This window comes from Gemmata obscuriglobus, assembly GCF_008065095.1.
In the GTDB taxonomy this organism is placed as follows: domain Bacteria; phylum Planctomycetota; class Planctomycetia; order Gemmatales; family Gemmataceae; genus Gemmata; species Gemmata obscuriglobus.
In genome coordinates this window covers 4,925,717-4,948,659 of record NZ_CP042911.1, presented here as the reverse complement: position 1 = coordinate 4,948,659, position 22,943 = coordinate 4,925,717, and the positions used below count along the sequence as shown (strand labels likewise).

Genomic DNA, 22,943 nt, shown 5'->3' with positions numbered 1-22,943 from the left:
TGCGGCCAATCAGTCTTTGTGGCTGTGTTCAGCTTTGCGGCCAACCGGCCTTCGTGACCGCGCTCAGATGTTCATGCCGTCGCCGAGCTTGGCCAGCGCCTCGTTCTCGATCTGGCGCACCCGCTCGCGGGTGAGGCCGAGGCACTCGCCGATCTCCTTGAGGGTCCGGGGCTCCTCGTCGTTGAGCCCGAACCGCATCCGCAGCACGGTCGCCTCGCGCTGGTCCATCCGGTCGAGCAGGTGCAGCACCTGCTTGAGGTCGTCCGACTTACCCAGTTCGGTGTCCGGGGCGTCGCCGCGCGAGTCCATCAGCGTCTCTTCGATGCTCCAGCCGGCGTCGCTCTGGTCGGACTGGGTGCCGGCGTTCGCGACGCGGATCGCCTTCTTGATGATCGCGAGCTTCTTCTTCGACAGCCCCAGGAACTTGGCGATCTCGTCGTGGGTGGGCGGGCGGCCCAGCTCGTCGGAGAGCTGGTTGGTGGCCCGGCGCCACTTGGTGAGCAGCTCGGCCATGTAGGCGGGGATGCGGATCGTCTTCGCGGTGTTCACGATCGCGCGCTTGATGCTCTGCTTGATCCAGTAGCTGGCGTAGGTGCTGAACCGCGTGTTCATCGACGGCTCGAACCCCTCCACCGCCCGCAGCAGCCCCATGTTGCCTTCGGACACGAGGTCGTCGAGGGCCAGCCCCTTTCCCGTGTAGCCGCGCGCGATGTTGACCACGAGGCGGAGGTTCGCGCGCACCATCCGGTCGCGGGCCTGCGGGTCACCGGTCAGGACGCGGGCGCCCAGGTCGCGCTCTTCGGCAGCGGACAGCAGCGGCGTGTGGTCGATCTCACTCAGGTACGTCGAAAATGACGTGCGGGCGGCGTGTTCGTTCCTCACGGTGTCTCTCTGCTGAAGCGGGGGGGCGCGAATGTTATCGTCGTTGATGCCGGCTCGGAACCGGGGAGACGCGTTAACTTGCGACAAGAAAGTGAACTGGTCAAATCGGAATCTCCGCTACAACCGGCACAGCCTACGGCTTATTGGCCCGGCCCGACTTTTCAGAGGTGGGTGGTCGGCTCGCAGTTCTATAAGCACCTGAAATTTCAGGTGCTGGTGGGTGGGCCGGCCGCGCGTGTTCGGGGCTCGCGGTCGGCCTCCAACACGCGCTGCCGGCCGGTGCCTGTGGCGCACCGGTGGTCACGAACGGTCGATTCACAAGCGGCCCGATTTTTACGGGTTCGCCGTCACGTTCGGCGGCGGGGATCATTTCGCCCTGGCGGGGAGCACGTCCAGTTCCACGCGCGACGCGAACGCGGGCGTATGGTAGACCTTTTGGGTGGCTTTCTGGAAGTCGGTGTCTTCGGCCTCAAAGATGTTAGGCACGAACTTCTGCGGGTTCCGGTCGATGACCGGGAACCAACTGCTGCTCACCTGCACCATGATCCGGTGCCCTTTCCGGAACCGGTGGTGCCCCTGGACCAGGTCGACGAGGTACTCTTCCACGGCGCCGGGTTTCACCGGCTCGGGCTTCTCCAGACTCTTGCGGAACCGCGCGCGTGCCGGCTCGCCGGCGATCATGAGCTGGTAGCCGGCCAGTTCCGGGGACTTCTTGTAGTCCTCGGGGTACACATCGATGAGGCGCACCACCCAGTCGCAGTCGGTGCCCGTGGTCGCGCCGAACAGTTTCACCTTCATGGCGCCGGCGACGGTAACGTCTTCGGCGAGCGGTTCGGTTTCGAACGAGAGCACGTCGGGCCGCCCGTGCGTGAACCGCTGGTCCTGCACCATCCACTCGGGCCACTCGGGGCCGGGGTAGGTGGGGCGCACCGGCCGGGGGCGGTACGGGACGGGGTTCGCGGGGTCCGATACGTACTCGCTCGCCTCCGCCGCGCGCTCCGGCGGGGGATCGAAGCTCAGCTTTCCGTTCGGGTGGAAGTACAGCTTCCGCGCCGTGGCCCCTTTCGGCGGCCAGGAGTCGTAGGTCTCCCAGGTGTTGGCCCCCGTCAGGAACATCCGTGCTTCGGGTGGCGCTTTCCCCGCGTCTTTGAGGTAGTGAGCAAAGAACGGCGCCTGAACTTGTTTCCGGAAGTGCCCTCCGGTGTCGGAATCGAACGGGACACGGCCGAGCCGGTCGGCCTTGCCCGCGGCCCAACCGCCGTGGTTCCACGGGCCGACCGCCAGGAAGTTTTGGCCCTTCTTGTCGTGCTTCTCGAGCAGTTCGTACATCTTTAGCGGGCCGCGGAAGTCCTCCTGGTCGTACCACCCGCCCACGGTGAGCGTCGGGACCGTCACGCGCGTCAGGCGCGGTTCGAGCGATTGCGTTTTCCAGAACGCGTCGTAGTTCGGGTGCGCGACGAAGTCGTTCCATGTCGGCAGGGCGTTCTTGAAGTGTTTGCGGTTTACGTTCGAAAGTGCGCCGAGCCTGAGATACCAGTCGTAGGTGTCGTGGCGGTCGAAGTGGAACGAGAAGTTGGTCTTGTCGGTCTCCATCATCGCCACGTACTCGAACCCGTAGCTGAGCCGGAACGCGCCGCTGTGGTGGAAGTCGTCGCCGAGGAACATGTCGATCGGCGAGGCCTGGGGCGAGACCGCCTTGAGCGCGGGGTGCGGGTCGAGCATCGCGACCGCGGCGAGCCACCCCGGGTAGCTGATGCCGAGCATCCCGACCCGCCCGTTGTTGCCCTTCACTTCCTTCAGTAGCCACTCGATGGTGTCGTAGGTGTCGGACGCTTCATCAACGGCCTTCGGGTCGTTCGGGTCGCGAGCGGGGCGCGTCATCACGAACGCGCCTTCCGACTTGAACCGCCCGCGGATGTCCTGAAGAACGAACGCGTAGCCGTCATCGATCATGTCTTTGAAATAGTTCCGCAGCAGCCGTTCGGCGCGCCCGTCGATGCCGTAAGGCGTGCGCAGGAGGATGATCGGTACCGGCCCTTTGGGTTCCTTCGGAACGTGCAGCGTCGTGAACAGCTTTTTCCCGTCGCGCATCGGGACCATTGCCTCGGTGCGCTCGAAACGTGAATCGGCGTCGGGCGCCTGGGCCGGCGCGCTGGCAACGGCGAGGCAAAGCGCGACCAGCACGCCGGCCCCGATCCTGATTGGGTGTCGCATGGGGTTCCCGTAGGGGTGCGGAGAGGGTGGGCGTCATTGTTCGTGTTGTGCGGCGCGTGTCAATATCGCGGGCTGTACGCCCGATACACTTGCCGCGCCGGTTTCTTGAGCGCGGCGGCCGACCGCGGGGCGCGGAGTGCGTGAGATAATTGTGGGGGAGGCTCCCATGTCCGACGTACCGTTTCGCCTGTCCGACCGCGCCGCCCGGGTCCGCACGGCGGCGCGCGAGCTTTTGAACGCGCACGGGCTGTTGAGCTGGGAGTTCGGGTTCAACTCGAACGTGCGCCGGGCCGGCGTGTGCTTCTACCCGCACCGCGGCGAACCCGGGCGGATCGAGCTGTCGGCCCACTTCGCCGAGAGGAACAGCGACGCCGAGGTGTGGGCGACGCTGTTGCACGAACTGGCCCACGCGCTGGTCGGCCCCGGGCACGGGCACGACGCCGTTTGGCGTGCGAAGTGTCGCGAACTGGGCACCTCGACCGACGCTTGCTACGGGGATGAGGTGCAGATGCCGCGGGGGCGGTGGCGGGCGGTGTGCGCCGGCTGTGCGTTCGAATACGACCGCCACCGGCGGCCGGCGCGGGCTGCCGGCTGGTACTGCCGCCCGTGCGGGTCCGACCGCGGGAAGTTAGAATGGCGCGACGCCGCAACGGGGTGAACGCGCCTCCGCGGGGCCGCCCGACGAGGTCGAACACATCTGAAGGGTGAGACAACCGGGGCCAAACGGACCCGATCCGCCGACCGCGAATAACCGGCGATCACTTCCTCGCGCCGCGGTCGAAGCACCACGCGAACAACAAGTCCCATTCGAGCCGCTGCACGCGCTGGGCGGTTTGCTCGTCGGCGCTGCCGGCGCCGCGCGACTTTTCGCAGAAGTCCACGAAGTCGAACGGGGTGGTGTACTTGTAGCCCACCGCCGGCGCCTGTTCAGCGAGTTGGGCCAGCACGGGGTGTGCGCCGACCCGGCGCCACCAGTACTTCGAGTTCCAGGCGTCCGGTTCCCTCCGGTGCATGATGGCGTGCCAGAAGTTCCGGTTCGGGCATGATTCGTCCGCCTGACTGATCGCGTGCGACTCGTCGAGGAAATCGAACAGCAGCCACAGCCCCGCGCCGCAGGCGGCCGGCAGTGACGCCACCGCCGTTCGGATTTGCGTGCTCCGCTCTACCGCCGGTGTTCCTGGTCCCAGATCCGTCGGCGGCGCGGCGGCGATCAGTTCGGCCACGGCGGTCGGGAATTCGCGCATCAATCGGCCTCTGAATTATGGACACTGTTGTTGTACTTGGCCCCGCACATATTCGCGAGTGCCGGCGATGTAACAGTGCCCCTGGCTGTTGGCCAACGACACGGCGGTGGCCCAATGCGCGGTCGGGTCCCGGTGGGTCATCAAACTCGGAACATAGCGATTCCATGCGATTCGGTGTGAGAGGTGAACGGGGGGGCAATGCCGGTCCGGTCGTCTTAGCAGGTCGCGTGGCCGGGGGGGGCCCTCCGTGCGTTCGGCATGTGACCGGAACGCTCGCACCCGTTGGAGTTCGGTAGCGGTGCCCGCATTTATGCGGGCGCATGCACCGTACCGACGATGCCCGCGGGCCGGTCTGGTGCGGTCAGATTTCGGAGGTGCGAAATCAGTTCGCCGAGCCGGAACGGCTTGTGGAAAACCGTCGCGGCTCCGCTTGCGAGGAGCTCTTGGTGGGTGTACCCTCCGGTGTCGCCGCTCATGAAGCAACAGGGGACGTGCGGGGCGATGGCGCGGATCGCGGCCAGCGTCTCGGGGCCGTTCCATCCCGGCATGCGGACGTCGAGCAGCAGCAGATCGATGGCAGAAGCGTGCTTCTGGTAGGCGGTCACCCCCTCGGGGCCGGTCGCGGCCAGCCAGACGGCGAAGCCCGAGATCCCCAGCGCGACGCTCAGGAGCGCGCGGACGGGTTCGTCGTCGTCTACGACGAGCACGCCCCGGGGGCGGATCGGTGGGGCCGGCGCCAACACCGCGTCATCGACAAGGGTCATTCGAAGTCTCCCGTGTTCGAGCGCCGTGGGGCCGTCGGACGGCAGCCACCTCGCCCACGAAACCAGTAGCCGCGGGGTCTCGCAGGAAGTCGTCGACGGCCCGCCGGATCAGCGCGCCCACGGTTTGCTCCAACCGGCCGGCGGCGGTTTCCAGCGAGGCCATCTGATCCGCAGGTAAGAGCAGCACCAGTTCGACCACTTCGGCCGCGCGGGGCGACGGTCGGTCGCCCGTGACTATTCCACGCTCCGTCATTTCTCTGTCCGCCTTTGGTGTTCCGAGTTGTGTGGGGTGCGGGGCACGACTTTCGGTGGCGCGCCGGGCGGCGCCGGGCGGTCGAACGCGTAGACGGACATGACCGCCCCCCAGGCGAGGACCGCGACCGCCCCCCAGCCGATCCAGGGCGCCGCGCCCTCTTGCCACCGCATTGCGGCGGCCCCGGCGCAGACGGCGAGGAACCCGAACACGCACCCCCAGCCGAGTCCCCAGCGGGCCATATCACTGCCTCCGGGCGAACAGCGTGGAACTGAGTGACTGCCGCCCGCGCGTTACGCGCTCGCGAGTTCGGTCCACGGATCCGGCCGGCGTTCTCGTGCCGGAAGGCGCGGGCGGGCGGCGCGTCGCGTCAGCGCTACGAGAAGCGCGCGGAGGCGATTCGGGAGTACGGGCTTCAGTAAGAAGTGGTCGATCCCGGCCGCCCGGGCGCCGGCCGGCGGGGCTGACCCGCTGAGCGCGACGACCGGCACGCCGCCACACCCCTTCAGGGCGCGGAACGCGCGGGCGAATTGGAGCCCGTCCATCCGCGGCATGAGCACGTCGAGGAGCACCGTGGCCGGGGGCCGGTCCCGGGCGCACGCCAGAGCTTCCTCCCCACCGTAGCAAGCGACGGCACCGAACCCCCAGAGCGCGAGAAGTTCGACCGTGCTGTCGGCCATGTCGGCGACATCGTCTACCACCAGGACGTGAGCCCGCATCGGAGTCATGCGAATCCTTTCCGGCCGGAGAGCGGCTCGGCGCCGCGTTCGCCGGGGGGCGAGATGTGCGTCTGTGAGGTGTAATTGTCGCGAGCGGGGGAGAATGAAAGGCCAGGGAACTGCGACACGCACTGCCCGAAATTGTCGTAAATGCTCTGCTGAGGATATCCCTTACGCACGGACGGCCGCTACGCAACGCGCCACTCGGCCAGGGCCGCGAGCGCCTCATCGCCCGTCACGTCCGGAACAATCATGAGTTCGAGAACCGTGACGCCGTTCAGATCGAGTCGGTAGTCCTCGGTCTCGTGCGTCGAGCCCCTGGGGTGAAAGACCCACTGCTGGCGCACCACGTCGCGAGGGGGCAGGCCGTCGGCCGTCCCCCACCGCAGGACGAACTCCTGGGTCCGCGCCGCCGCCCGCTCCACGAAGTGCAGCCAGATGCGGCGGACCGGTTGGGGGGCGTCGAACCGCAGCCGGACGGTTTGTGGGCCGGGGCCGCCGGCCAGCCAGCCGGGGCCGCGCCCGGGGACGAGCGCGCCTTCGATCGGGTAGCGGCGGTCCTCCGAAGTGATCTCGACGCGGGCCAACCGGTCCAGGTCCAGCCACGCGTCGTCCGGGGTGACCGCGTCCTGCCCGCCCGGCGTGATGAAGCTTTTGCGCACGATATCGACCTCGGACGAGGAAGCGGGACGGAGCGACCCGGACGGGCCGTTAGCCGTCCTTGAGCCAGCCCTGTTGGAAAGCGTAACTGACGAGTTCGGCGCGGCTCTTGAGCCCGAGCTTCTCCAGGGCCCGCGCCCGGTACGTCTCCACCGTTTTGACGCTCAGCTCCAGGCGGGCCGCGATCTCCTTATTGCCGTGCCCGGCGGCGGTCAGGCGGGCCACCTCGGCCTCCCGCTCGCTCAGCTCCCCGGCGCCGGCCGCCCCCGTGGCCCCCTTGGGGGACGGCTTGACGAACCCGCCGACCACCTTCTGCGCGACCGCCGGGTCCAGGTACACGCCGCCGGCCGCCACCGTCCGGATGGCGCGGACCAGTTCCTCAGGCGCGGCCCGTTTGAGCGCGTACCCGGACGCGCCCGCGGTCAGGAGCTGGCGGATGTACCCCTTGTCCTCGTGGACGGTCAGGACCAGCACCTTCACGGCCGGGCACTCGCGGCGGAGCCGCTCGGTCGCGAGGGCGCCCGTCAGCCCGGGCATGGACACGTCCATGATCACCACATCCGGCCCGAGCGCGGCCACCCGCGCGCAGGCCTCCAGGCCGTCGGCCGCCTCGCCCACCACCGCCATCCCCTGCTGTGCGTCAATCAGGGCCTTGAGCCCCCCGCGCACAATAGCGTGATCGTCCGCCAGGAAGACGCGCACCTCAGCCATCGACGGCCCCCTCGGTCGGTGACATAAGCGGGACACGCGCGATCACGGTCGTGCCGCGCCCTGGCCTGGAGTCGATCGTCAAATTCCCGCCCAGGAGTTCCAGCCGCTCCCGCATCCCGAGGATGCCCAGCCGGGGGCCGGCGGGCGCCCCGGCGGGACCGGGTTCGGACTCGAACCCGGTCCCGTCGTCCTCGACGATCGCGACGACCGCGTCGGCCGCTCCCTGGAGGACCACGCTCACCCGCCCGGCCCGGGCGTGCTTGAGGACGTTGGCCAGGGCCTCCCGGATCACCCGGTACAGCGCCGTCTCGGTGGTCGCCGGGAGGCGCCCGGCGCCGAGGCCGCTGGCGTGGAAGTCCGCCTGGACGCCCGCCCGCCCGCCCCACTCTTCGATGTAGTTTGCCAGCGCGGTCTCGAGCCCGAAGTCGTCCAGTGCCGTCGGGCGGAGTTCCAGGGCGAGCTGGTGTACCTCGCCGCCCATCCGGTCGGTCAGGAGCTGGAGTTCGTGCAGCCGGTCCCACGCGGGGGACGGGCGCGGGGTGACGTCTTTGACCACCTTCAGCCCCAGCCCGAGCCCGGTCAGGTGCTGTCCCAACTGATCGTGGAGTTCGCGGGCGATGCGCCGGCGCTCGTCCTCCTGCACGGTCGCCAGCCGCCGCTGAAGGTCGCGGCGCTCCGCCTCCGCGCGCTCGCGGCGGGCGATCTCGGCCGTGAGCGCGTCGTTCGCACGCGCCAGCTCGGCCGTACGCTCCTGCACCCGCTCCTCCAGCTCGCCGTGCGCGGTCCGCAGGGCGCTCTCGGCCCGCTTGCGGGCGGTCACGTCGCGGATGTTGCACTGGATCACCTGCGACGCACCGACGTCGTACACGTTGCTGACGAACTCCACCTCGATGCCCCGGCCGTCGTGCGTCCGCAGCGGCAGGTCTTCATACCGGATGTACCCCGTTTCGCGGAGCAACTGGAACGCCGCCTTGCTCGCCTCAATGTCACGGAACAGCCCGATCTCCCACAGCTCCTTCCCCACCAGCTCGTGCCTCGCGTAGCCGAGCAGGTCGGTGAGGAACGGGTTCGCGTCGAACACCCGCCGGGTCTCCGGGTCGACCAACAGGATACCGTCCTGGGCCGTCTCGAACAGCCGGCGGTACCGCACCTCGGAGACGGCCAGCTCCTCTACCGCCCGCCGGCGCTGCGTCGCGTCCTCGATCGCCAGCAGGATCAGGTCGGGCCGCAGGGCCGCGGGCGGGATGCGGCGGGCGTTGAGCACCATCCACCGGCGGCCCAGCCCCTCGAACTCGTGGTCCACCTCGAAGTCGCTGAAGTGGCGGTCGCGCGGCAGCACCTGTTCGAGCCGCTCGCGCAGCCGGGGGATGTCCCACTGCCGGCCCCCGAGCTCGAACAGGGACCGCCCCTCGGTCCCCGGTGCGGTGGCCCCGAACGTCCGGTAGAAGGACCGGTTCGCGGCCCGCACCCGCAGGTCCCCGTCGAGGATGACCAGCGGCTCGCGCACCGTTTGCACGATCGCGTCGGCGAAGGCCCGCGCCTCCTCGATCGCCTGCACGACGCGCTGGCGCGCGCTGACGTCACAGAACACCAGTACGCCCCCGACGACCGCGCCCGACGTGTCGCGCACAGGAGCGGCGCCCTGATCGATGCGCCGCTCACGACCGTCTCGGGCGATTAGTACGGTGTGGTCGGCGAGTTCGACGGGACCACCGGTCTCAAGGGCGGTGGTCACCGGATCCGTGGTTGGGAGGCGGGACGACTCGCTTACGACCCGGAACACGGTCGCGATCCCCAGCCCCGCCGCGTCACGCTGCGGCCAGCCCGTGAGGGCCTCGGCTACGGGTGACATGAGCAGCACGTTGCCCCGGTGGTCGGTCACAACGGTCGCAACGCCGATGTCGGAGAGGGCCGCCTGAACCCAATCCGCCGGTCGTACCTGAGAGTCGTCGCCCTGGGGCATGAGTCCCTTTACTTGAGGAGCTTTGCTTCTGTCTGCCGCACGAACAGGAGCGCCCGCCGCCCCATTGTACTCATCGACGAGCAAGCATCCGGAACCCGCTCGCCGGCGCCTCGGTGCGGTGTGAGCCGCATGTCGGGGGTAGCTGGGCGGGACCGTATCAGTACAGTATTCGCCCTCCTTGGATGAGCCGAACCACGACGATCGCGGCAACGGCAAACAGGAGCAGGTGAATCAGGTTGCCGCCGACCGGGGCGACGAACGCCCCGAGCAGCCACAGGGCGAACAGAACCAAGGCAATCACTTCGGGCGCGTACCGCGGCACGACGGACCTCCAATTAGAAACGGTGGCGGTGCGGGCGGCTGGTCCTGGCTTCGTTTCAGCCCACGCCGGCCTCGTGTTCGCGAGGACGGAGTTTGACAGGATAAGCAGGGCTTCAAATTGATCTGTCTTCATCATGTTTATCCTGTCAAAATGCTCTTGGCCCCTATATCGCTTGAGTGCCACCTTGCCCTCGCCTTGGGCCGGTCGCGCCACCCCGAGCCGAGTTCATTCCGCCACGAGTTCTTGGTCTGGGGCGCTCCCCCACTGGCCGGACGCACCGTTGGCGTAACTGCGCTCGGGGTGCCGGACCACCTCAAGCCGACGGCCCGCCCGATGCAACACCGGGGAGCCGCCGGTAGCGGTCCCGAAGCACAGCGGGTGTTGGTGGACGGATGCCCCCGCATCACCTCGCCTCTCGATCCGGCCCGCGCATCTGGCTGCAATCTCACGCCAGCGGCCGGTTCGAGCCACCGGACCGGCGGGGAACCCGCCCGACAACGTTCTGCGAACGGTTCACCCACGCCCAGCCGAATGCGGCGACGGAGGTAAAAAGGAGGAACGCTGCGCACACCTGCGCCGCGGGCGACGGCTCGTCCCGGATGACGCCGAACCCGAATAGTGCGGCGACAATCGCGCTGACGAAAAGCACCAGCGCCACCCCACACAGTCGCATCAACATACTTGATTCTCCGACACCGGACTCGTTCCGTCGTATGCAGCGAGTCCTGCCGACGGCCCTATCCGGCCCGGGTACTGGGGGCGGTCGTCTCGGATTGCGCCGGGGGGCGACGGACCGAACCGCCGCCCGGACGCGTTCAACTGGGAGCGAGCTGAGAGCGGCCGAGCCGACGCAACCAGCGGAAGTGCGACGCGACCCCGGCCAGGAGTGAGCGGTGCGCGGCGTACCGCACCCCGAACTCGCGGCAGACGTCGGCGACGACCCGCGAAAGGGCGGGGTAGTGAATGTGGCAAATTCTCGGGAACAGGTGGTGCACCACCTGGAAGTTGAGCCCGCCCAGGAGCCAGCAGGCCACCCGGCTGTCACGGGCAAAGTCCACGGTCGTTCGCACCTGGTGAGCGGCCCACGCGTCGGGCATGCGCAGGCTGTCCGTGTCGGGCTGCGGGAACTCGGCCTCCTCGACGCAGTGCGCGAGCTGGAACACCACCGTCATTACGATCCCGAGTATCGCGGTCACGGCCAGGTAGAACAGGAGCACCACCCACCACGAGTGGACCAGCATCGGCACGCCGATCAGCAGGCCGACCGACACGACCTTACCGCCGAGGAACGTGACCAGGTCCCACCCCCGCGGCCGTGGTACGCGGTGCCCGCCGATCGTCCCGGTGATGACGTCCCGAAAATCGCCGTACAGGTGCCACACGGCCGCGGTCAGCGCGTAGAGCGGCCACAGGTACAGGTGCTGCCACCGGTGGAACCAGCGCCGCCGCTGCTGGGGCGCCAGACGCGCGAGCGGCCCCACGTCGATGTCGGCGTCCTGCCCGCTCACGTTTGGGTACGTGTGGTGGAGCACGACGTGCTTCCACTTCCACAGGTATGAGCTGGCCCCGATCAGGTCGAGCGACAGGGCCGCGAGCCGGTTCACCCACGCGAACCGCGAGTACGCGTGGTGCCCGCCGTCGTGCTGGACGCTGAACCCGACCGCTGAGATGGCCAGCGCCAGCGAGACCGCGAGCGGTGCGGCGAGCCACACGGTCGGCGCCGCAAACACCAACAGCGCGTACGAGGTGCCGAGCCACGCGAGGATCACGGCCGTCTTCAGATACATCCGCCAGCAGTCACGCTCGCTCTGCCCGGTCTCGACAAAGTAGGCGTCCGCGCGTCGCTTCAACTCGGTCATGAACCCGGCCTCATCCTTTGGGAACTTCGGCCGCGGATCGGTCGCCGGACTCACGTTGGGCGGTGCGAGTGCCGTTGGGGGGGGCGCAGTGGCTGTGTGAGACGGCATATGTCATTTGCCCGCCGCAGGCGGCAGGTGTATTGGAATGGCGAGTGCGTACCAGCCGCGTGGCATCGGCGGGCTCATTCAGCCACGACGGACGATTCAATTATCAGGAGTCGGCCGCAGAGTTGAGTCAGAGGAGCGAGCGAAGTGATCGGAGGAAGTTGCTCCCTGTGACGCGTCAGGGAACCGGGGCGCTCTCCGGGAATCGCCTGACGCGATCGGGCGCCGTCAAGCCGGCGCGGCTGCTCAGACACAGGATGGCCCGAAGCCCGGTCGATAGAGCTTGGGCCATCGGGTCCAGTGAACGTCTCTCCCGAGCGCCAGGTCTTCGACGTACATGATGTACGCCCCTGCCGGCAGGTGCCCTGGAACTTCGTCCAGGCTCCCCTCAACGTCGATCGCCGTCACGTCCGCGGCGCCGTGATGCTGTCCGGACGGTTTCAGGCTGTAACGAATGCGGTACGTCGGAGGCACGTTGAGATCTCGTGGGTTCGGTTCAGGGCACAGTGTGGGCAGCTTGCGGTAGGCCAGAACTTGCGCGCCGGGCCGGCACAGGCGACAAGAGCAATACGGTTATCGCTCACGAGATGTGCGGTCGTTTCACCGATTCTTTCCGCCGATCATGGTCTTCGAGACCGGTCATCTCCGCTGAAGAAACTCCGGACCCGGCCGGGCTGCCGGGCAGAACAAAAGGTCTCGACGGTTTGAGCCGCACTCCCGTCCCGCGCCTCTCTGACGACGTCCGCGCGGCTGTGGGCCGGTTTTACGAGCGGACCGGCCGCATGAAATGGCGAGCAGTCGGAAGGTTAGGCCGGCACTAACATGCCGGCCACGCGAGCTAAGTGACTGTCCCATATGTGGCGGTTGGGTGGGTAGAATGGTCCATGCGAACCCAATCCTACCCGAGCGACGTGACCGACGAGCAGTGGGGGCTCATCGAGCCACACATCCCCGTGTACCCCGGCGGCCGTCCCCGCACCACCGCCCTGCGGGACGTCACCGACGCGGTCTTCTACGTGCTGCGGACCGGTTGCCAGTGGCGGTACCGGCCCAAGGACTTCCCGCCCAAGTCCACGGTCGGGCGGTACTTCGACGAGTGGCGACACAACGGCACCCGCGACACGATCCATGACCTTCTCCGCAAAAAGGTCCGCACCGCCGAGAGGCCGTACTCGCCCCGGACGACCGCGAGCGTGGATAGCCAGTCGGTGGACACGACCTCCGGCGGCGAGGAGCGGGGCCGGGACAACGCCAAGAACGTGGACGGGCGGAAGCGGCACATCCTCGTGGATTCCATGGGGTTGCTGCTGGCCGTGCTGGTGACGGCCGCGAGCGTCGATGATGCCAAGGCGGCGGCCGAACTGTTCGGCCGGCTGGACGAGCAACCGATGGGGAAGGTGCGCCGGGTGTTCGCCGACCGCAAGTACCACAACTACGCCCTGTACGAGTGGGTCGAGACGAACGCCCGGTGGGAGCTGGTCATCGTCCGCCGCCCGGACGGGGCCAAGGGGTGGGTGAAGTTACCGCGGCGGTGGACGGTGGAGCGGACGTTCGCCTGGCTGGGGACGTGCCGGCGGTTGTCCAAGGACCGGGAGAAGACGGTGCGGTCGTCGGAGGCGTTCGTCAAGTTGGCCATGATCCACCTGATGCTCAACCGGCTTGAGCCGAAAGGGGTCGACGCCGAGTTTCAATACCACACGGTGGCATAAATCTCACATATGGGACAGTCACTGAGACAACGCGGGCTGGCATTTGACCGGTCGGCTGGCGGTTCCGGCGCACGCGCGGCTCCACCGGCGGCCCCGTGGACAGCCGAGGTACAATCCGTCGGCCCATTCTGGCCGCTCGTCCCGGAGGCAGTGCCGAGTGACACGTTCGGACGCCTGTGCGATCTGGCCCGTGTGGTCCGCCGCCGGTGTGCCGGGTTGGCCAACGACACGGCGACGGTCCAAGGCGCGGTCAGGTACCGGTGGGCCATCAAAATCGAAACATGAAGTTCTAAATCAGATGTTCAATCAGTTGGTTCGTTTGGGGCGGGTGCGGTACTACTTACTCCGTGTCCCACACCCGCACCGTCTTGTCGCCCGACGCCGACACCAGCCGGGTGCCGGTGCGGTCGAACGCGACGGAGTGAACGTACATCTTGTGCCCGCTCAGCTCGGCGATCTCGCGGTGCGTGTCCACGTGCCACAGGCGAATGAGGTTGTCCGCGGCGCCGGTCGCGAGCAACTTGCCGTCCGGGGTGAACGCCAGCCCGTACACATCGCTCCCGTGCTTCAACTCGCCGAGCAGTTTTTCGGTCGCGGGCTCCCAGAGCCGCACCGAGCCGTCCGACGAGCCCGCCGCGAGTAACTTCCCGTTCGGGTGCCACGCGAGCGCGAGTACGCCGTCGCGAAAGTCCGTGCCCGGCTTGAGGACCGCCAGGGGCTTGCCGGTCGCCACGTCCCAGACCCGCACCGAACCATCGCGGTGGTGCCCGGCCGATGCGAGCCGTTTGCCGTCCGGGCTGAACGCCACGTCACAGACCGCGAAGGTGTGCCCCTCCAGAACGGCCGCCGCGCGGCGCGTGGCCACGTCCCAGAGCCGCACCCGACCGTCCGGGGTGCCGGCCGCGAGCAGCGTTCCGTCGGGGCTGAACGTGACCCGGCTGTCGCGGAAGTCGGCGTTCGACAGCGGCCACACGTGCAGCAGCTTGCCGGTGCCGGCGTCCCAGAGCCGCACCCCGCCCACCGCGTTCGGATCGTTGTGTTTTCGGCCCAGCGTCGCGATCAGTTGGCCTCCCGGGTGTACCGCGACCGACGACACAATGCCGATGTTCCCGTGCTCCAGCTTCAGCACTTCTTTACCGGTACGCGCGTCCCACACGCGCGCGGTGTCGTCCCACCCGGCCGACGCGATCCGGTCCCCGTCCGGGAAGAACGTAGCGCTGTACACGTAGGACCCGTGCCCGCGCAGCGCGTAATCGTTCTCGGCCGACCACACGTCCCATAACCGCACCGTGTCGTCGCGGGCGTGCGACGCGATCAGCGCCGTGCCCGTGCCCGGGTCAATGTGGAACGCGCCGCAGTCCACCTCCGACGAGTGGCCCCGGAGCACCGCCACGAGTTTGCCTCGCTTAACGTCCCAGTACCTCAGCGTGCGGTCGTCGGACGCCGAGAGCAGCCGGGTGCCGTCCGGGTTGAACGCGACCCGCTGGATCCAGCCGGTGTGCCCTTCGAGCACATGGACGGCCTCCCGCTTCTCACCGCGCGCGTCGGGGCCGATGTCCCAGACGCGCACGGTGCGGTCCATCGAGCACGACGCGAGCAGCCGTCCGTCCGGGCTGAACGCCGTGTTGCTCACCTGGTTCTCGTGCCCCTCCAGCCGCGCCACCCGCCGCCCGGTGGACACCTCCCACACGTCCATCGCGGTCTGCGGGTGCCAGCCGCTCGACACGATCCGCTTACCGTCCGGGCTGAAGCGGTATTCGAACATGGGCTCGGCGCGCGGGTCGATCCGGCCCACCGGCCGGCCGGTGCGCACACCCCAGAAGGTCGGCGGGTCGGCGTTCGCCCAGCGCGCCCCGGCCACCTCACCGTCCGGGCTGAACACCAGCGGCAGTGCGGTCCCGTCGGGCACCCGCAGCCGGTGCGTCTCCCGCCCGCTCTCGACGTTCCAGACGCGCGCGGTGTGGTCGTCCGAGCCGGTGACCAGTTCGCGCCCGTTCGCGATGAACTGGATGACGCGGATCTCGGCGGTGTGCCCGCGCATCACCCGCACCCGCCCGGTGCGCGGGTCGAGTAGGGCGATGCCGTGGTCGTCGGTCGCGTACGCGACCGTCGCGCCGCTGTCCGCGACCAGCGCGTGGCGCGGCGCGGCGGGGCCGGGGAACGGTCCCCACCGTTCGCGGGTTGTGAGGTCCCACACGGTCAGCTTGCGGGCCGGGTCCGTGGCCACCAGCCAGCGCCCGCTGGCGCTGAACTGGGTGTAACATATCGGGGCGTCGGGGCCGCCGAGCACGTGCCGCGAGCGGTCGAGCTGGGCCGCGAGGAGGTTCCACACCCAGTCGCGGTGGTCGGGCGGGGCCTCGTCCAGCGCCCAGCGGGCCGTCCGCACGTCGTGCAGCCGCAGCCCGCTGGACGCGGCCATCAGGCTGACACGGTACCGCTCCCAGCGCTCCTTGGCGGCGGCGTCGAGGTTCTTGGCCGCTTCCGCTTTCGCGCGCGCTTCGTTCTCGGCCGCCCACAACTCGTTCGCGCGGGCGACCGCCATGTGATCCCGGGCCTGCTTCTCGCTCCACCGGGCGTCGTCCCAGCTCCACATGACTCCGGCCAGGGCCGCGACCGCGACCAGTGTCGTCACCGCCGACAACGCGGCGAGTGCCGGGCTCCGCCGCCCCCACCGGGCCGTGCGCCCCAGCGGCCCGAGCCGCCGCGCCTGGATCGGCCGCCCGTCGAGCCACCGCTCCAGGTCGTCGGCTAGCGCCGCGGCCGTCGGGTACCGCTTCCCGGGCTGCTTCTCCAGGCACTTCAGACAGACGGTCTCGAGGTCCCGCGGGACCGCCGGCTGGAGTCGGCGCGGCGGGATCGGCTCTTGGTGCAGTGCCAGCCGCAGGGTGTCGGCGAACGTGGCCCCCTTGAACGGCACCACACCGGTGAGCAGTTGGTACAGGATCACGCCGAGGGCGTAGATGTCCGCCGCCGGCGCCGTCTCGCCCTCGAGCTGCTCCGGCGACATGTACTCGGGGGTGCCGAGCACGACCCCGGTCTGGGTGCGCGGCTGCGGGCCGGAGGCGGGGGCGATCTGCTTGGCGATCCCGAAGTCGGCGATTTTCGGCTCGCCGTTGTGCCCGAGCAGCACGTTCGACGGTTTCAGGTCGCGGTGAATCACCCCGAGCAGGTGGGCCGCGTGAACGGTTCGTGCCAGCGTCGCCACCACGCGCGCCGCGTAGCCCGGCACCTGTGGGGCGCGCGTTTTGCCCGCCAGGCTCCCCCCGTCCACGAACTCCAGCGCGATGAACGGGCTCGGGTACAACTCGCCGGCGACCGGCTCGACGGTGCCCACCTCGAACACCTGGATCACGTTGGGGTGCTGCAGCTTCGCGATGGTCTCGGCCTCGACCCGGAACCGTTCGCGGAACTCCGGCGCCAGCGACTCGCCCCGGAGCATCTTGATCGCGACCCGGCGGTTCAGCTCGCGGTGCCGGGCCTCGTAAACGATGCCCATGCCGCCGATGCCCACGACCGACAGGATGTCGTACCCCCGCACCCGCGGGTGCCCGCTCGCGGGCGGTTCCGGCGGAAGGGGGACGGCTGCGACGCGGTGCGATTTCGGTGTGCCGTCGGTCGGCTCGTCGCGTGCGATCACGAGGGGGACGGTGCGCTCGGGCGGGTGGGGCAGCGAGGCGGGCGTGCGCACTGAAGCTCCTCCGGGCGGTCGACGTGATCCTCGTGCAAAAGATGTGACACCGTGAACCAAATGCAACTCACTCGATTCAGACCCGAAGGGAATTTTGTGTGCGAGTTGAATAAGGCGTGAATGTTCTGCCCGGACCGGAAAACTGGGGCGCAAAAACTGGCCGGCGCTCTGTCAGCCGCCGCAACGGTCGCGTGACCAGCGCACGCGACCGTTGCGTCACTTTTTCGGCGCGGTGACTGTGAGCCACAGATCAGCCAAAGGTTCGTCGAATTCTGGCGCTGTGAACCGCGTGTACCGCGTGAGCGACGGCAGATCTTTCACCGTGCCGATCAACCGGAACGGCACCGAGAGAGGTTCGTTCGCGCTGAGGGAAAGTGTCACGGTGTTGGGATCGGGTTTTGCGGGTTGTACGATCGTGACCTTCACACCCGGCGGTAGCCCCTGCGCGCTCACTTCAACCGGTTTCGTGAACCCGAGCTTGCGGTTCACCTTCACCGCAATCGTTGTGGGCGTACCGGGCGCGACGGTGAAGTGATCGGCGGGAACGGTCAGGTCGTAATCCGGCTCCGACAGAACACGGAGCAGGAAGGCGTGGCGCGGGCCGCTGCCCGCGTACTGGTCACCGACGGTGACGGTGTACGCGCCGTCCGCGGGTGCGTTAAAGGCGAGCGCGGTGTCGGCGTTGATCTTCGGTGGCTCGGCGCGAGCGAGTTGTTTCTTGTCCGCGTCCAGCACGCGCACGACCGGGTTGACCGCGAGGCCAACGGTTCGGCTCTCCACCTGAATCGTGAGCGACTGGCCCTTCTTCGCGTTCATGATGAAACTGACGTCCGTGCCGGCCTTTTCGATGCGGTCGGTGACGGAGAAGGGCGGCTTCAGCGGTTCGCTGGTCTTCGGCCCGAAAGTCGGGTGCGGTTCGACGCGCACGCGGACTGCGTTCGCTCGTCCCGCTGCGAGTGCGAACGGGCTGTCTGGCAAACCATAAGTCAGCGCGAACTTGCGCGTTTCAGGGGACAGGTTCCACCCTTCGGTTTCAACCGCTGCTGTGCCGTTTTGCACCGCGAGCGGCGTGGTGTGATCGGCGAACGGTCCGGTGGTGAGTGTGAGTCGGTACACGCTCGCGTCGGAACCGAAGTAACGGATGGTGGAGTCCGGCGTTGCTGGGAACGCGTACACGCGAACGACGTGAACCCCGTCCTTCTTCGCCGTGAAAGCGATTTGCGGATCGAGGCCGTGGAAGTCGTTGTTCTCGTCAAGAACGAACCCGTCGGCCGAAAGCACCTGCATCATCGCATCGACCGGTGACCGCAGGGCGTTGTGCGCGTCGAGCGACGCGACCAACGTTTGCCCCTTCTTGAGCCGCACCGCGAAGCAGTCCACGTCGCCGCTCTTTTCCAGTTTCCCGTTCACAACGACGGACGTGGCTTCAATGAGTTGCGCCTTCTTGAACTCGTCGTTGGGTTCTTTCTCCGTTACCTCGGGCAGCACACCCACGATGAACGGCCGCAACCCGCTCGCCCCTTCGGCGCTGTGCGCGCGCAGCCAGTACACGTCCGGTACAGCGTCCTTCGCGACGGTGATTTTCAGCTTGCCCTTCACGTTTTCGGCCGAGACGCCCTTTCCGCTGACCCAGACCCGTGCGGTCGGCTCGGTGAGACCCGCGGCGGTGACTTCGACCGTTGTGCCTTGCTGCGCACCGGCGGGAGAGAGGTACGTGATTGCCGGCGGCGCCGAGAAGAGCTTTTCACCGCAGAGAGTGCAAAGGACAAAGAGAGAGAAAGCAGAGAGCTGAAAACTCCGGATGGTACTTGCGCTCATGTTTCTCTCTGCGCCCTTTGCGCCCTCTGCGGTGAATATTCTTAGTCTCTCACATCAGCTCTTTGATCGGCGTCGGGTCGCTGACGAGGTGGGCCGGGCGGCCGTTTGGGTTGTATAGGATCTTGTTCGGGTCGATCCCGAGTTTGGTGTAAACGGTCGATACGAAGTTTTCGGGCGCGAGCACCCGCTCGACCGCCGCGAACCCCTTGCGGTCAGTGGCGCCGACGACCGTGCCGCCCGGGGTGCCGCCGCCCGCGAACAGGACGCTCATCGCGTTGGCCCAGTGGTCGCGGCCGGGCTTGGTTTGTCCCTGGAGGGTGGAGATCTTCGGCGTCCGCCCGAACTCGCCCAGGGCGATCACGAGCGTGCTGTCGAGCATCCCGCGCTCTTCGAGGTCGGTGATGAGGGCCGAAACCGACTGGTCCCAGCTCGGGAGCCGCTTCCGGAGCGCGCCGAACAGGTCGGAGTGGTGGTCCCAGCCGCCGTCGTTGACGGTGACGAACGGCACCCCGGCCTCGACCAACCGCCGGGCCAGGAGCAGGCGCTGGCCGAACCCGTTGCGGCCGTAAGTGTCGCGCACCTTTGTCGGCTCGCGGGCGATGTCGAACGCCGCCTGCGCGGGCTTCGAGTTCATCAGGTCGTAGGCCTGCTTGTAGTGCTCGTCGAGCGCCAGCGCCGGGTCGCCCGCGGCCTTGTCCATGAACCGCTTCAGGCTGTCCACGTCGCTGCGGACGCCGGTGCGGTCGTCGAACCGCTCGCCGGTGAGCCCTTCGGGGAGGGCCACGTCACGAACTTTGAAGTTACGGCCGCTCGGGTCCTCGGCGACCACGAACGGGGCGTACTTCGCGCCGAGGAAGTTCGGCCCGCCGGACCGCGTCATGGAGGGGAGCGAGAAGTACGCCGGCAGTCCCCCGCTGGCGGGCTTCTCGTGCGCGACCACCGACCCCATGCTGGGGTGGAAGCTAACGAACGCGCCGCACCCGACGGGGATGCGCGGCGGCGCGCCGGTCATCATGTAGTGATTGCCGGCCCCGTGGTTGCCCTGCTCGTGGCGGATCGAGCGGATCATCGCGAACTTGCTCAGCCCTTTGGCGAGCCGGGTCATGTGCTCGGAGAAGTGGACCCCGGGCACGGCTGTCGGGATGGCCTTGAACTCGCCGCGGTATTCCTCGGGGGCGTCCGGCTTGGGGTCGAACGTCTCGAAGTGCGTCGGCCCGCCGTCCATCCAGATGAGGATGCAAGACTTCGCCCGGGCCGCGGGCGCGTTGACCGCTTCGGCCGCGAAGCCCCGCGCGCGGAACGCGGTGAGCAACCCGCCCCCGAGGAGCGCGCCGAGGCCGAGTTGCAGGCTGTCGCGGCGGGAGAACCCGGCGCAGTTGGTGTTGGTGGGCACGGAAAGAACCTCACGCATTCGGTGTTCGGGAGAGCCGCCAAACTAACGGGCCGTGATCGCAAGGCATGGTGTCGCGTTCAATCGTTGAACACGAACTCCGGCGTGTTGATGAGTGCCCAGAGCAGGTCTTCGGTCGCGCTGCGTCGGGTTGCGCCGGGCTTCTCGAACCGCTTCACGGCCTTCGTGCGCTCGCTTTCTGTTGGCAGGCGACTGTACGCGAGCAGGTACAACTCGTCGGCGATCTCACCGGGCGTCTTCTTGCCCTTCGCCAGTTCGGCGCAGCGGCCCTCGTCGCTCGTGACCTTGCGGTACAGGTTTGGGCTGTTCATCAGGTGCAGCGCCTGAACCACGGTCGTGTCGGCGGTGCGCTCGCACGGCGGGTCCTGGTTCGGGTCCGGGCGCCCGAAGCTGTCCAGGAACACCGACTGCGAGCGGGCGGTCCAGACCTCGACCGCCCGCGACCCGGTCGGCATCGCCTCGAACCGCTCCGGCACCCCGGTCACGTCGCTCACCATGTCGAGCAGCACCTCGGCCCGCAACCGCTGCCGGTAGTGGCGCGAGTAGTTGCGCAGGTCGCTCGCGTTGCGGTCGTTGGGCGTCGTGGAGAGCTGGTACGCGTGGCTCAGGCAAATGGTGCGGACGAGCGATTTCAGGTCGCACTTGTTCTTGCGAAAGTTCGTCGCGAGCGCTTCGAGCAGTTCGGGGTTGCTCGCCGGGTTGGTGGCCCGCAGGTCGTCCACCGGGTCGACGATCCCGCGGCCCATCAGGTCGGCCCAAACGCGGTTCGCGATCACCTTCGCGAAGAACGGGTTCTCGGGCGCGGTCACCCACTCCGCCAGCGCCTCGCGGGGGTCGCGGTCCGGGGACAGGTCGAGCGGTTTGCCCAGCAGGGGCGTCGGCGTCATCTCCTTGCCGGTCAGCGGGTGCCTGACGGTGCTGCCGCCGCGCCGGCCCGTTCCGCTCCCGAGGAACACCGCTTCTTCGCTGCCGCTGATCGGCGCCGAGATGCCGACCCCGCTGCGCCCGATCCGCCCGAAGAACGCCGCGAAGCTGTAAAAGTCGTCCTGCCCCCACACCTCGAACGGGTGGTGGTGGCACTTCGCGCAGTCGAGCCGCACCCCCAGGAACAACTGGCTCACCATCGTGGTCAACTCGTCCGGCTCGCGGCGGTTCCGGTAGAAGACGGCGGCCCCGTTCGTGAACGTGCTCCCGTTCGCGGTGATGATCTCGCGCACGAACTGGTCGTAGGGCTTGTTCTCGCGGAAGCTCTTGCGAATCCACTGGTCGAAGTTGTACGTCGCCTTCATGCCCGTGTGGTACGGGTTCGGGCGCAACAGGTCGGTCCACTTGTTGGCCCAGAAGTCGGCGTACTCGGGCCGCTCTAGCAGTGCGTCGAGGAGCCGTTCGCGCTTCTTCGGTTCCTGGTCGGCCAGGAACGCGCGCGTTTCATCGGGCGTGGGGAGCCGCCCGATCACGTCGAGATAGGCCCGACGGTGGAACTGTGCGTCGGTCGCGAGAGCCGACGGGGTGATGTTCAACTGTTGGAGCTTCTTCCACACCAAGCCGTCGATGAAGTTGTTTCGCGGTAGCCTCTCATACACCGCGGCATCGACGCCGGTCGGGAGCGGGATGAGTACGCGGCACACCGCGAATTTCTCGGCGAACCGGGCCATGACCGCCGCCTCGCCCGGGATCGGGCCGGCGCGGACCTCGCCCGCCGCACTGACCGCGGCGTACACGCTCTCGCTCGACGAGAACTGGGCGAGGTTCGTCACGTCCTGGGTGCTGCCATCGGAATAGTGTGCGGTGACCGCGAGTTGCTGGGGCGCCTTCAGCGCGAGGAGCCGGCTCTCGGGGAACACCGTGACCTTTTCGAGTCGCGGCGCGTTGGCCGGCGTGCGCGGCGTGCCGTTGGCGATCCACGTTGCGAGTGCGCGGTACTCCGGACTGCTCTCGATGAGTTTTTTACCGCCGCCGTGCGGCGCCTGCCCGGTCGCTTTGCGCAACAGCAGGCTGAACGCCGGGTTCGCCGGGAACACCCGCCGGCCGCGGGCCTCGGCGGTGATCGCCTGAAAATCGAAGTCGTTGTCGTAGGCCAGCAGCGAGAGCTGGAACCCGTTCTGGCCGCGGGCTTTACCGTGACAGGGGCCGGCGTTGCACCCGTACCGGGTGAGGATCGGTTGTACGTCACGCTCGAAGGTCACGGGCGCGGCCGCGCCGGCGTTCCGGACCTTCACCGGAACTTTTGCGCTCACCCCGCGCGCGGTGACGGTAACGACCGCGTTGCCATCGCCGACCGGGGTAACGAGCCCGCCCGCGCTGACCACGACCACCCCGGGCGCGCTGCTACGGTAGCCGGCCTCGCCGGTGCGGTCCGCGAGCGTTGTGCCGCTCGTTTCCGTGACAACCAGTTGTTGTCGGGCGGCGGTGCCGTCGAGCGTCACTGCGGACGGGAACACGCTCAGCCCGTCGGCAGCGCGGGCTTGTGCCGCGCAAACGAACGGGAGCACCGCGAGAGTGAGGACGAGAGACCGCATGGTTCGGAGCGAGGGCGGAAGGTAGGCGCTGGCGGCGGGAAGGAAATGAAGCATACCCGGGCGCCGCGGCCGACGCCAGTGAAACCTCGATATTCTGGCGCG

The 22,943-nt window shown here is 68.2% G+C and carries 19 protein-coding genes; 2 read left to right on the top strand and 17 right to left on the bottom strand.

Features of this window, described 5'->3' with window-relative positions:
• Window positions 1–63 precede the first annotated feature (63 nt).
• Both GobsT_RS20430 and GobsT_RS20425 read right to left on the bottom strand, forming a co-directional pair.
• Window positions 64–882 carry a sigma-70 family RNA polymerase sigma factor gene (locus tag GobsT_RS20430; RefSeq protein WP_010038438.1) on the bottom strand — a complete coding sequence of 273 codons (819 nt, stop codon included), beginning with the start codon at window positions 880–882 and terminating at the stop codon, window positions 64–66.
• Window positions 883–1,248: 366 nt separating this feature from the next.
• A complete protein-coding gene (locus GobsT_RS20425) occupies window positions 1,249–3,096 on the bottom strand; it encodes a CocE/NonD family hydrolase (RefSeq protein ID WP_029600824.1) in 1,848 nt (615 codons plus the stop codon).
• Between the two features lie 166 nt (window positions 3,097–3,262).
• Between GobsT_RS20425 and GobsT_RS20420 the strand changes: the two genes are divergently transcribed.
• Window positions 3,263–3,754: a SprT family zinc-dependent metalloprotease gene (locus tag GobsT_RS20420; protein WP_010038429.1), complete on the top strand. Its 492-nt coding sequence runs from the start codon at window positions 3,263–3,265 to the stop codon at window positions 3,752–3,754.
• A gap of 100 nt (window positions 3,755–3,854) precedes the next feature.
• Here GobsT_RS20420 and GobsT_RS20415 read toward each other — a convergent pair whose 3' ends face one another.
• The 11 genes from GobsT_RS20415 to GobsT_RS20365 all read right to left on the bottom strand — a co-directional run bounded on the left by GobsT_RS20415 (window position 3,855) and on the right by GobsT_RS20365 (window position 12,170).
• Complete coding sequence (locus GobsT_RS20415) at window positions 3,855–4,340, bottom strand: hypothetical protein (protein WP_010038426.1); 486 nt, start codon at window positions 4,338–4,340, stop codon at window positions 3,855–3,857.
• A gap of 308 nt (window positions 4,341–4,648) precedes the next feature.
• Window positions 4,649–5,104: a response regulator gene (locus GobsT_RS20410; protein ID WP_010038425.1), complete on the bottom strand. Its 456-nt coding sequence runs from the start codon at window positions 5,102–5,104 to the stop codon at window positions 4,649–4,651.
• A gap of 249 nt (window positions 5,105–5,353) precedes the next feature.
• Window positions 5,354–5,599, bottom strand: a complete 246-nt coding sequence (locus tag GobsT_RS20405) for a hypothetical protein (RefSeq protein WP_010038422.1) — start codon at window positions 5,597–5,599, stop codon at window positions 5,354–5,356.
• Window positions 5,600–5,650: 51 nt separating this feature from the next.
• On the bottom strand, window positions 5,651–6,085 hold the full coding sequence (locus GobsT_RS20400) for a response regulator (protein ID WP_010038421.1): 435 nt from the start codon (window positions 6,083–6,085) through the stop codon (window positions 5,651–5,653).
• A gap of 179 nt (window positions 6,086–6,264) precedes the next feature.
• Window positions 6,265–6,738, bottom strand: a complete 474-nt coding sequence (locus GobsT_RS20395) for a hypothetical protein (RefSeq protein ID WP_010038420.1) — start codon at window positions 6,736–6,738, stop codon at window positions 6,265–6,267.
• Window positions 6,739–6,787: 49 nt separating this feature from the next.
• Window positions 6,788–7,447 carry a response regulator gene (locus GobsT_RS20390; protein ID WP_010038419.1) on the bottom strand — a complete coding sequence of 220 codons (660 nt, stop codon included), beginning with the start codon at window positions 7,445–7,447 and terminating at the stop codon, window positions 6,788–6,790.
• Window positions 7,440–9,410: a PAS domain-containing sensor histidine kinase gene (locus GobsT_RS20385; protein ID WP_010038418.1), complete on the bottom strand. Its 1,971-nt coding sequence runs from the start codon at window positions 9,408–9,410 to the stop codon at window positions 7,440–7,442. Before GobsT_RS20385 ends, GobsT_RS20390 begins: the two co-directional genes overlap by 8 nt.
• A 157-nt stretch (window positions 9,411–9,567) precedes the next feature.
• Window positions 9,568–9,732 carry a lmo0937 family membrane protein gene (locus GobsT_RS38900; protein ID WP_010038417.1) on the bottom strand — a complete coding sequence of 55 codons (165 nt, stop codon included), beginning with the start codon at window positions 9,730–9,732 and terminating at the stop codon, window positions 9,568–9,570.
• A 445-nt stretch (window positions 9,733–10,177) separates the two neighbouring features.
• Entirely contained in the window at window positions 10,178–10,411 is a 234-nt protein-coding gene (locus tag GobsT_RS20375) for a hypothetical protein (RefSeq protein WP_010038416.1), read from the bottom strand.
• A gap of 136 nt (window positions 10,412–10,547) precedes the next feature.
• Complete coding sequence (locus GobsT_RS20370) at window positions 10,548–11,591, bottom strand: fatty acid desaturase family protein (protein ID WP_197905134.1); 1,044 nt, start codon at window positions 11,589–11,591, stop codon at window positions 10,548–10,550.
• Window positions 11,592–11,942: 351 nt separating this feature from the next.
• Window positions 11,943–12,170 (bottom strand): hypothetical protein, encoded by a 228-nt coding sequence (locus GobsT_RS20365; protein WP_148087820.1) that lies wholly within the window; start codon window positions 12,168–12,170, stop codon window positions 11,943–11,945.
• 410 nt (window positions 12,171–12,580) lie between these two features.
• Between GobsT_RS20365 and GobsT_RS20360 the strand changes: the two genes are divergently transcribed.
• A complete protein-coding gene (locus GobsT_RS20360; RefSeq protein ID WP_010035390.1) occupies window positions 12,581–13,405 on the top strand; it encodes an IS5 family transposase in 825 nt (274 codons plus the stop codon).
• Between the two features lie 340 nt (window positions 13,406–13,745).
• On the opposite strand, the gene GobsT_RS20355 is transcribed toward GobsT_RS20360, so the two are convergent.
• From GobsT_RS20355 to GobsT_RS20340, 4 genes are all read right to left on the bottom strand, one after another.
• Window positions 13,746–17,093, bottom strand: a complete 3,348-nt coding sequence (locus tag GobsT_RS20355; RefSeq protein WP_109570969.1) for a WD40 repeat domain-containing serine/threonine protein kinase — start codon at window positions 17,091–17,093, stop codon at window positions 13,746–13,748.
• A gap of 216 nt (window positions 17,094–17,309) precedes the next feature.
• Window positions 17,310–18,911 (bottom strand): PPC domain-containing protein, encoded by a 1,602-nt coding sequence (locus GobsT_RS20350; RefSeq protein WP_010038411.1) that lies wholly within the window; start codon window positions 18,909–18,911, stop codon window positions 17,310–17,312.
• Window positions 18,912–18,960: 49 nt separating this feature from the next.
• On the bottom strand, window positions 18,961–20,322 hold the full coding sequence (locus tag GobsT_RS20345) for a DUF1501 domain-containing protein (RefSeq protein WP_010038407.1): 1,362 nt from the start codon (window positions 20,320–20,322) through the stop codon (window positions 18,961–18,963).
• 59 nt (window positions 20,323–20,381) lie between these two features.
• A complete protein-coding gene (locus tag GobsT_RS20340; RefSeq protein ID WP_010038395.1) occupies window positions 20,382–22,841 on the bottom strand; it encodes a DUF1549 domain-containing protein in 2,460 nt (819 codons plus the stop codon).
• Between the last annotated feature and the right edge of the window lie 102 nt (window positions 22,842–22,943).